At 39.4% G+C, this 10,456-nt stretch carries 7 protein-coding genes; 2 read left to right on the top strand and 5 right to left on the bottom strand.

Annotated elements, in window-relative coordinates:
- Positions 1-599 precede the first annotated feature (599 nt).
- Complete coding sequence (locus tag GNF10_RS31620) at positions 600-1,112, top strand: hypothetical protein (protein WP_114082220.1); 513 nt, start codon at positions 600-602, stop codon at positions 1,110-1,112.
- A 166-nt stretch (positions 1,113-1,278) separates the two neighbouring features.
- On the opposite strand, the gene GNF10_RS31625 is transcribed toward GNF10_RS31620, so the two are convergent.
- The 4 genes from GNF10_RS31625 to GNF10_RS31640 all read right to left on the bottom strand — a co-directional run bounded on the left by GNF10_RS31625 (position 1,279) and on the right by GNF10_RS31640 (position 7,854).
- Positions 1,279-2,061: a peptidylprolyl isomerase gene (locus GNF10_RS31625; protein WP_185580779.1), complete on the bottom strand. Its 783-nt coding sequence runs from the start codon at positions 2,059-2,061 to the stop codon at positions 1,279-1,281.
- Positions 2,062-2,435: 374 nt separating this feature from the next.
- Complete coding sequence (locus GNF10_RS31630; RefSeq protein ID WP_185581289.1) at positions 2,436-3,983, bottom strand: HlyD family efflux transporter periplasmic adaptor subunit; 1,548 nt, start codon at positions 3,981-3,983, stop codon at positions 2,436-2,438.
- 145 nt (positions 3,984-4,128) lie between these two features.
- A complete protein-coding gene (locus GNF10_RS31635) occupies positions 4,129-7,233 on the bottom strand; it encodes a peptidase domain-containing ABC transporter (protein ID WP_185581288.1) in 3,105 nt (1,034 codons plus the stop codon).
- Positions 7,234-7,254: 21 nt separating this feature from the next.
- Positions 7,255-7,854 (bottom strand): helix-turn-helix domain-containing protein, encoded by a 600-nt coding sequence (locus GNF10_RS31640; RefSeq protein ID WP_185581287.1) that lies wholly within the window; start codon positions 7,852-7,854, stop codon positions 7,255-7,257.
- A gap of 1,474 nt (positions 7,855-9,328) precedes the next feature.
- Between GNF10_RS31640 and GNF10_RS31645 the strand changes: the two genes are divergently transcribed.
- A complete protein-coding gene (locus GNF10_RS31645; RefSeq protein ID WP_185581949.1) occupies positions 9,329-9,976 on the top strand; it encodes a Uma2 family endonuclease in 648 nt (215 codons plus the stop codon).
- A gap of 145 nt (positions 9,977-10,121) precedes the next feature.
- Here the strand turns inward: GNF10_RS31645 and rpmB are convergent, their stop codons facing one another.
- A complete protein-coding gene (gene rpmB, locus GNF10_RS31650; protein WP_114082227.1) occupies positions 10,122-10,358 on the bottom strand; it encodes a 50S ribosomal protein L28 in 237 nt (78 codons plus the stop codon).
- Positions 10,359-10,456: the final 98 nt, after the last annotated feature.

The following is a 10,456-nucleotide window of genomic DNA, read 5'->3' on the forward strand; positions in this document are numbered from 1 at the left end:
TGCCTTGCACTTTTGTTCGATTTATAGACTTCAATCACTATTTATACAAGGGTTTCAGTCTTAACCAGCAAGCCCTAAGTATTTATACTCAATGCGCTCGATAAACATTTAAGGTATTTTTGTAAAATAAATACATACTACATTTTGAATTCCGGTCTCTGGGTTATAACAGAAGCCGATATTAGGATAAACTGGCTTTTGAATACATCGAGAGTTCAGCAGGGACTTTGTTTTTTACTGCTGGTGACTTATTGCCAGTATCCTATCACCTTTTGCTGTATGAAACTTACTTCAAGCTACGGGAATTCTCCCTCAAGAAGGTTTCTTAGCATCCAAAAAGACTTTCACTGTTTTAAGGCTATAGCCTTAGAATATTTACAAGCTTTGCTTACGAATTAGCTGTCTCTAGAAAAAGTACTTATTTTGCTTTCTAAGCTGACATTACACCCGTTTCTATGCGGATTTATGTAGCTTAATAACAAATTAGCGGATTCATTAATATTAAGCCTGTTTTACTATTTAGTTCCTTATCCTGATTTATTAGACAGCTAGAGTGTTCATTTCACTTTGTTCAATAGCTTTTAGCCATTATCGCTCCCATGCTGACTCATCACCGCAAGCCCGTGTGCTTATCACTTATTTCCACTGACCTACCAATCTGGTCTGTTGTCGAAACTGCTGCGACATTGTATCAAAAAGATACTGATAGATTCCATTTGCTACTAACTGCACCGCCCCTAATAAGCTGCGAAGTCGAGAGTGTCGTAAGTCCAGAGGATACGCTTCCCCAAAGTAAGAGCAAAGCTTACGCCCCTAACAGTCCGAGAATTTTGTGGCTGGAGATTTCCCCTTATCGAGTCATCATGACTATGCAAGGTAACGCTCAAGTGAGTTACCGTCACTTTTGGGAACAGGGCGTTTATGGTATCAGTCGCTATTGGTTGCCAACTGAGTCGTTGCAACCTAACGACCCTATTCGGTTACGAAATTTTACTAGTAGTCTAACTCTCAACGGACATCCTTTACCAGAGCTTATGCGTCTGGAATATGAATTGTGGGCAGAAAAAGTCCAGTTAGGATGCTACATACTTAATTTGGAAATTAAACACTGATATTTAAAGGGGATTGGGTACAGATTATTCTCTATTACCTGCCACCTCTCCCCTAATGTCAATACTTGTAGTAATCCTATCTTAGAACAGTGGCATGGTTGCGTTGCGAAAAAGATTGGTTGGAACCAGAAAAGTGCTAAAGCTACCACAAATGATGGTGATGGTATTAAGCCTGTATTAAAACATCTTTAGATACTTTAGAACTAGTATCCTTTGTGAGCTTTGTTACTATTTCCATAGCAGCAGTTTGTGACTTTAACCAATTAGTAAACAAGTCTCCGATGATTTTCAGCCGTCTTTGTTCGTCTAATTGAGGTTTAATGATTTCCTCAACTGCAATTATATGTACTCCTTTGGGAGTAGTTATTGGCTTGAGAACTTGTGGGGGATTAGCAGCAAAGATGGCTGCTGCAATCTCCGGCCTAAAATCAGTGCGTAGACGTATTCCTTGATATCCTCCAGCCCGACGTATTTCAGTATTTTGAATGTATTGACGGGCGATTTGTTGAAAACTAATTTCCCCTTCTTGCAGCGCATAAAATAGTTCTAGCGCTAAATCTTCATCATCTAATACAACTTCATAAGTGACTGCTGCAATGTAATCGAGTTGGTGTGCATAAAAAAATTGTTCAGCTTTGTCTGCAAATAAATGATTTGCTAATTTGGCTGAGAGAAGGTTGTTTTCGGCTATTGCTTCAAAGTCGTCTAAAGAAAGATGATATTTTTCTAACCACGCCCAGGTATCTTCTGCTTTGAGCAGTTGGTTGGCTAAACGTAGGCTATCTGCTGCGCGTTGCAGTTCTTCTAAACCAATTTGAATACCTGCCTTTTTTGCTTCCTGTTCAATAATTTTTTTGGTTGCAATTGACTCTAATACATTAGGGATTTGGCAAGCAAGCTTTATGTGGTCAAGAATATCATCAGGAGAAACAGTCAATACATTTGACATCATCTAATTCCTCCAATTGTTAACCTAAATTAATAGGATGTTATCAGGATTAATCGGACAATATTAATTACATCTTTAGTATTTTTTTTAGATTTAATTATTTATTGCCTCTGTCTAATAGTAGCCTTAATATTATATTTTGTGTCATTGTAAAAAAGTTTTTATAAAATCAATATTTTTGTATTTAAATTATGGATATCAATAAAATATCTAAGAAATTAAAATAAAATAACTGCTCAAATAAAAGTTGATAATACTTGCTAGAAATTGAACCATGAGGCTCACCCCGACTTTTTTAAGAAGTCGGGGATCTTGTTGTTCATGCTCTAAGCTACGGTTTAATTACCTGAAAATTGCTGTAACTTGCCGAATTTCTATAGATCCAAACCACCTTGTTGTAACTTCTTAAACGGATCTAAAATAAAATCTACGATCCGACGTTGGCGGATAATCACTTCTGCGCTTGCAGTTTGACCTGGTGTTAGAGGGATACGTTTGTTAGCAGTTTGGATATAGGGCTGAAGTAGAGAGATTTCCAATTCATAGGTTTCGATGTTACCTTGATTCGTCGTTTGAACTTTCGAGTTAGGCGAAATCCAGCTAACGCGTCCTTGCACTACCCCATAATCTTGGAAGGGATAAGCATCAAATTTGATTTTAACTGGCATTCCTGCCTTTAAAAAACCGCTTTCTTGGCTAGGCATCTGCGCTTTGAGAATCAAAGGAGTATTATTGGGCGCAATTTGGGCAAGCATCTGTCCTGGTTCTACTACAGATCCTGGTTTGTGGATAGGCAACTCGAAAACTGTACCATCAATAGGCGATCGCACTATTCGTTGTTGCATCTGTAGCTGTAAAGATGTAATCTGGCTTCCTGTTTGAGCAATTTCTGATTGCAGGTTAGTAATTTGTCCTTGTAAATCTTTAAGCTGTTCCTGATTTTTCAGCACCGCTAGTCTACCTGCTTGCACCACACTGCGATAGCTGCTTTGCTGTTCTTGCAGACTAAGTTTTGCCTGCTGAATATCTGAAAGGGCTTGACTCATCAACGACTGATAGCGGTTAAGTTCTTCTTTTAAGCGCAACTGTGCTTGTGTGATATCAGATTTTGCTTGTTCCTGTAAGCGTTGACTTTCTTCTGCAATCTTTTCTAATTCCACAACTTTGATTTGGGGAATTGCACCTTTTTGCAAAAGCTGGCGATAACGCGCAACTTCTGTGACATCTCGGCTGAAACGACTTTTCGCTAACTTTTGAGCAATTTGGGTAGAACTGATATTCTGGCTAGCTTGTTGCACTAAAGCCAATTTTTCTAGTCTTTGTGAGTTATAGGTACTCTGTTTAGCATCAAGATTTTGCTGTGCCTGACTAACCTGAGCAAGTTTTTCTAATTCTTGGGATTTATTTTGTTGCTCTTGGATGTTAATCGTCAAGATAATTTGGTTTTTCAGGAGATCCAGTTGCGATCGCCGATTCAATAAACCTTCCAGTTTTGTCTGCACCTGCTGCAAATCGGTTCGCAGCACATCAGACTCTAATTGAACTAAAATCTGTCCTGCTTTTACAGTTGAGCCTTCTTTGACATTGACGGCGGTAATGCTACCAGTAACTGGACTATCTAATTTTTGGGTAGCTCCTTCAGGTTCCATGCGTCCTCTAGCGCTCCCTGTTTCATCAACTTTAGAAAGCATTGCCCAAGGTAAGATGATTCCAGCAAAGCCTACCAGTAAATACAATAGGGAGCGCGTCCAGAGTTTTGGTAAGGCATCTAGTAGTTCCTCGGTGCCATAAAACCAATCGTTTGCTTCAGATGTTTTTTGTGTCTGAGGGTGAAAGATGGCATTTGTGTTTTCCACCAGGTGAAATTCAGTTGGTTTTGGGATAGCGAAGGCGGATGATGAATTATTAGATGGGTTTGGCATAAGAATTGGAAGTTGGGGATAAGGGACAGGCTAATTTCTAATTAGGTTTGGATTGGGGATTTTGAGTATCTGAGGTGGATGAATCCAGTTCAAAGGTGGATGAGCGAATATCTAATTTCCTTCATCCCCTATTTCTGAGTCCCTTTCAACCTGTTTGCGCTAGTTGTTGCTGATTGAGATAAAAATAATGTCCTTTTTTAGCGATTAATTGCTCGTGAGTGCCGCTTTCGACCAAAATTCCCCGATCTAAAACCAAAATTAAGTCAGCATTACGCACTGTAGAGAGACGATGAGCAATAATTAAACTTGTGCGTCCTTGAAGAATTTTTGTAAGGTTGTGCTGAATAATCCGCTCAGATTCAGCATCTAAGTGACTGGTTGCTTCATCGAATATCAAGAAGCAGGGGTTTCCTAACAAAGCACGAGCGATCGCTAGGCGTTGGCGTTGTCCACCAGATAACATACCCCCACCTTCACCAATTTGGGTTTCGTAGCCCATTGGCATTAGCTTAATAAACTCATCTGCTCCTGCTAGCCGCGCCGCTTCAATAATTTCTTCTTGCGAAACTTCTGGATGAGCAATGCTGATATTTTCTTGAATCGTACCGCCAAACAAAAAGGTATCTTGGTCTACAACGCCAATTTGGGAGCGGAGCGATCGCAGAGAAATATTAGTCACATCTTGACCATCAATCAAAATTTTGCCATCCGTCGGCAGATATAGCCCTAAAATCAGTTTAGAGAGGGTTGTTTTTCCAGAACCACTACGCCCCACAACCGCTATAGTTTGCTCAGGTTTGATTTCAAAACTGAGGTTTTCTAAGACGTTAATATCACTTTCTGGATGATAACGAAAAGTCACATTTTCAAATACAATATGACCGCGTAAACTACTTAAAGTCTGACGGGGTTGAAATTGTAAATCTTCTTCTGGCTCGGCTTCTAAAACATCATTAATTCTCTCAGTAGAAATAATCACCTCTTGCAACTGATTCCACAGGACAACGAGTCGTTGGAAAGGTCGAATGACGTTGCCTAACAACATATTAAAGGCAATTAATTGTCCAATAGTCAGTTGATTTTGAATTACCTGCCATGCGCCAAACCAAAGTAATCCTGTAGTAACTAGTGATTCGATACTAGAACTAAAAATTTGCAGTTGATTACTAATTACCTGACCGCTAAAGGTCTTTTTAATGACATTATTCAGCAGTTCTTCCCAATGCCATCGGACTGTTTGCTCAATTGCCATTGAGCGAACTGAGCGAATACCCGTGAGAGATTGAATCAAATAACTGTTTTCTTTAGCTGAAGCATTAAAAACTTCGCGGCTAATGCGGCGTAAAAAAGGTGTAGCTACCAGTGCCAAGAATACAAAAGGCGGGACGATCGCTAAACTGAACAATGCCATTTGCCAGCTATACCAAAACATCAATGCCAAATAGACAAATACTGTCATCAAATCCAAACCAATAGATAGTGCTTCTCCAGTTAAGAAGCGCTGAATTTTTTGATTTTCTTGGACGCGAGAGACAATATCGCCAACGTACCGTGACTCAAAAAAAGCTAGGGGCAAGCGAAAGGTATGCTTGATAAAACCTACCAGCAGTGTTAGTGACAGACGATTGGCTGTGTGATCTAGTAGATATTGCCGCAGTCCATTCAGAGCAATGCGGAAAAAACCAAAAATTAGTAAGCCTAAACCAACGGCGTTTAAAGTTAGGGTACTACCCTGTACAATTACTCGGTCTAACAATAGCTGGGTAAATAGAGGTGTAACTAGTCCAAACACCTGAATCAACACCGAAGCGAGAAACACTTCTAGCAGTACTTGTGAGTGAGGTTTGACTAAATCAAAAAACTGCCAAAATGCTGTAGTCGCTTCTTGGGTTTCTTTGAGTAAGTCTGTGGGTTGCAATAACAGGGCATAACCAGTCCAACCGGCTTTAAATTCGCTAGCGGTAAGGGTACGTTGACCGATGGCGGGGTCGCCAATAATTACCCGTTTTTTATTGACTTCATAGACGACAACATAGTGTTTACCTTCCCAGTGAGCGATCGCAGGTAGGGGTTGTTGGGCTAGTTTATCGAAGCTAGCTTTCACCGGACGGGTAGAAAAGCCGATACTTTCTGCTGCGGCTGTCAAACCCCGCATTGATGCCCCACTGCGACTGACATTAGTTAAATCTCGGATGCGGTTGACATTAAAGCGTTTACCCCAATAGCGACTAATCATCACCAGGCAAGATGCTCCACAGTCAGAGGCGCTTTGTTGTTCAAAAAACGGATACCGTTTAGTTAAGCGTCCCAACCAATGCCCAGCCTTTACCTTTGGGCTAGGAAAGTACGGCCGTTGTCTCCTTTGGTTTTGTTTTGGCTCAATGCTGGGAATTGGGGATTGGGGAAGGTGGTGTCCCCTCTGGGGATAAGGGCTAATGGGGATTGGGGATTGAGAAGAGTCTTTCCTAGTCCCCAGCCCCAAATCTCCACTCTCCAGGACAGTTTGAGGCTCTTGGGAATCTATCAACTCTGCTAATTGCGGCCAGTGTTGTAGGGCTGTTTGCCAATCCGCATTACTCAAACTGTAAGCGATCGCTGATTGCGCTACCTGCAAACTTCCCTCTTTGGGATTTACATAGATGTTTCCAGGTGTCAATCTTTGCCTATGAGAATCCAGCAGTTCGCCCCGATACAGCAACCAAAGCTTAATATCTTTAGTGAGATTGGCACTTAAAGAACCACTTTCTAGATTGTGCCGCTCAAATAGAGATAGCGCTTTAAACGTCTCCTCAACGGAGCCATTATGCCCAATTAAGGAGTTGTAACAACATAACAGCAGCAAATCCCAGACCTCTGCGCGTCTTAAAAGGCGATCGCGGACACTAAGCGATGTCCGAATTACCTCTTGTAAAGTCTCTTGGTTGATATAACAAAGCTTTAAGTTTGCCGAAGCTCTAGCAACATAAGGACTAAATTCCTTTTCTGGAAATAAAGTCAACTCACCAAATGACGATCCAGAAAAGAGAGTGGTAATTAAATTATTAGAGCTATCCAGCAGCCTGACTTTACCACTCAGGACAATATAAATTCCTGTGTCAGTTGTAGTTGCTTGCCAAAACTGCTTTGCTATTTGTGGTTCGACAATCTTCAGCCCTCCAAGACACGTATCAAGTTCTTCTTTTGACAGCGACTTACCCAAGACTTGGGTAATTTGTTCAGCTAAATATTGCTGGGAAAACGCTGATGGCATTTTCTAACCTCCAAAACAGTATTAGTTATTGGTCTGAATTAGATTAAATGACCAATGCAAACTAGGTTCAGAGTTAGATTGCAAGTCGCAGATTGTAATACCAGTATCTTTATTTTTGTCAATTTCTTGTGGACAAGAATTTTTGCGTTTAGTAGAAAGTCCCATTTTTTTTAGCAGTCGATTAACATGGCGATCGGTAATTACAATGCCAAATTCATTTGCTAAATGTTTACTTAACCATTGTGCTGTCCAGCAGCTAAATGCGTAACCATATTCACGCGGACTATTACTTACCAATTCTTTCAAGCGTTCAATATATTGATCATTAACAGTTTTTGGTCTACCTATCGGTCGCTCATTCCATTTATGTGCTAAACCTGCCTCTGCTACACCAATCCAGTACCGTGCCATTTCCTGGGAACAACTTAATATTTCACAGATTTGGCTTTGAGATTTACCCTTATCAGCAAGTAACATAATTTCAATCCGCCGACGATATTCTGGTTGTAAATTAGCTTGCAGGTTTTTCAGCAGTGCCTTCCGTTGGAAAGGTGTTAAGAACTTGCTCTCGTGAATGTCATAGCATTCAAAAGCTTTCTCTTGACTGAAATTTTCTGACATAATTTTTATCAGTTTTTACCAAGTATGAAATGTGGGCAAATGTGTCTTTTGCAACTGTTACCAATCCTGAAATACCAGGATTACAACTGCAAATTAATTGAGCCTAGAAGGTTAATTAAATATTGATGTGGTGTGCAAATAGCGACAGGTATATATACCCCTAATATTCTGATGATTTAGGAGCGATATTACTGTCTTAATTCAGGTTTTAATAAATTAAAATTGGGACTTAATGGTCTTCACTTGGAATAAAAATGCTTCAAACCATTAAACCAATCATTGGTTAGCCGCTAAAATTTGACAGATTTTCCTGAAGCCCGGTGCAATAATGGTATTGGTTAAGACCATTATCCCTAGTTGATGGTAATAGGTAAACACTTTCAAGGCTTCGGGTAGCCCTTATATTGATGATTTTACTGAATTCTACAATACGGTTTATAGATTAACCTACTAACATTTAAGTAGGTTAAGTTTTGATTACCAATGAAAAGTTTGATCTTGTTCCGTTAATGGGAATCTAAAAACAGTCAAGGTCAGGTATGAATAATAATCTACTTATTAGACTATCTAAAACTAGTGGCTTTCTCATCAGTAGATAGTCTTAAATTTGAACCTATTTCGAAGAAAATTGCAACGCCAAAGTGACAGTTACTCAATCTTTATCTTAATCCACTATTCTTTATTTAAGGATAATCCTACATCTAGTCAATAGCTTTCACAAAAAATAAAAAATATTTATCAAAACTTGATAATAGTTTCACTAAAATATTACAAATCATCGGAATAAAAAAAGTAAGAGTTTAACATAGAGTTTCCGCTTTAATAATAATCGCTAATTTAAAATTTCTTATTGGAACAAATAGCAAAATACCTAACTTATTGCTTGCTAAAAAACACAGGATTATTATGAGTTTATATTAACTCTACATCTGCCAATAGTAGGAAAACTACATCCCTTACTATCTGCCATATTTATGATATAAATATCTATCTCTAGTATGAAAATATTCTAGTTTGGCAAAAAAGCATCTATAGACGTATTTACGACTAATTTTCTCTAGCTAAAGACAGGTTTTACTAAATTTTTGAAAAAGTTGACAATTTCCTCTGGTTCAATAAATATTTTTGCAAGGTAATTCATGATTTTTGGGCTTAGTATATTTAGACACTTCTAGAAAGTGTGCTTACCCTTAACTCCTTTCAAATCAAATAATTTCCTTCTCTATCTGGAAATGACTGAGGACAAATTGTAGTAACCAATAGAAACTAAATCAGGAACTAAAACCTCTGGAGTCCCCAGAGGTTTTTTCTTTAAACTATGCTTCTCTGCTGACACTTCTATGAGGAGTTAGGTGATATCCGATAACAAGCTGCGGCGTGTAAGCATTCGACAATTCGATGTAGCAGCAAAAATTGCCGCAATGAATTAGTAGAGTAAGCTAAATTGAGATATAAGCTACTGGGAGTGGAGATGATGTTGTTGGAATTAAAGCACATCCATGTTCCACCAGGACAAAGAGTGTTACTGCGAGACGTAACCTGGCAGGAATTGGAAACAATTCTAGAGGATTTAGGGGAACACCGTGTAGCACGAATTGCTTATGACAGGGGAATACTGGAGATTACAGCACCACTGCCAGAACATGAATATGATAAAGAAATTATTGGCGATTTAGTCAAAGCGCTTCTGGAAGAGCTAAATACTGAGTTCATCAGTCTTGGTTCTACAACCTTCAAAAACCAAGTAATGGCTCAAGGTATAGAACCTGACCAGTGTTTCTATATAAAAAATGAATCTAAGATTCGTGGGAAGAAGCGTCTAGATTTAACAGTAGACCCCCCTCCAGATTTAGCTATAGAAGTTGACATTACTTCTCGCACTCATCCGAATATTTATGAAGCTTTAAAAGTACCTGAGCTTTGGCGTTTTAACAAAGGAAAGCTCCAAATTAATGTTCTAGAAAATGAGCATTATGTAGAGTCTCAGCAAAGCCTAAATTTTCCTCAATTTAAACTAGGTGAAGCGATTACTCAATATCGTGAGCAAACTATAACCGAAGGCAGAAATGCAACATTCAAAGCTTTTCGTCTTTGGGTACAAAAGCAGATACAACAGGGATAACTCGTAATTCGTAATTAAGAATTAATTTTGGGTAATGAGCCGTCTAATTTCAGTTCTATTTTGGTAGGGAACCAGGATGAACAGCGGCCAAAGCCGCTTATCCTGTCTCCCGTACATAGTCTCAGGTTATCAAATACCAGGTTACTTAGTAATGATTGAGATTAATACCAGCTTCTTTCGCCATTGCTTCTAACCCTTTGACTTCTAGGGTTTTAATTGCTTTGGTGGACAGCTTTAATTTTACCCAACGATTTCCGCCTGCCCACCAAACACGCTTGCTTTGCAGATTGGCGTGCTGAAGGCGTTTTGTACGACGGTGGGAGTGGGAAACAGCAAAAGCGTTATTTGCCTTCTTACCAGTTAGTTCACAGCGACGAGACATAGCAAGTATCTCCAGATTGTTATTTTAATACAGCCTTTCCATTCTATGTCTTAGACAACAGAAGTGGGGAGAAGAGGCAGGGGGCAGGGAGCAGGGGG

It is taken from the genome of Nostoc sp. UCD121 (assembly GCF_014222285.1).
In the GTDB taxonomy this organism is placed as follows: domain Bacteria; phylum Cyanobacteriota; class Cyanobacteriia; order Cyanobacteriales; family Nostocaceae; genus Nostoc.

Coding starts and splice junctions, on each gene's coding strand:
- GNF10_RS31620 (WP_114082220.1), top strand. CDS start 600: ATGCTGACTCATCACCGCAAGCCCGTGTGCTTATCACTTATTTCCACT.
- GNF10_RS31625 (WP_185580779.1), bottom strand. CDS start 2,061: ATGTCAAATGTATTGACTGTTTCTCCTGATGATATTCTTGACCACATA.
- GNF10_RS31630 (WP_185581289.1), bottom strand. CDS start 3,983: ATGCCAAACCCATCTAATAATTCATCATCCGCCTTCGCTATCCCAAAA.
- GNF10_RS31635 (WP_185581288.1), bottom strand. CDS start 7,233: ATGCCATCAGCGTTTTCCCAGCAATATTTAGCTGAACAAATTACCCAA.
- GNF10_RS31640 (WP_185581287.1), bottom strand. CDS start 7,854: ATGTCAGAAAATTTCAGTCAAGAGAAAGCTTTTGAATGCTATGACATT.
- GNF10_RS31645 (WP_185581949.1), top strand. CDS start 9,329: ATGTTGTTGGAATTAAAGCACATCCATGTTCCACCAGGACAAAGAGTG.
- rpmB (WP_114082227.1), bottom strand. CDS start 10,358: ATGTCTCGTCGCTGTGAACTAACTGGTAAGAAGGCAAATAACGCTTTT.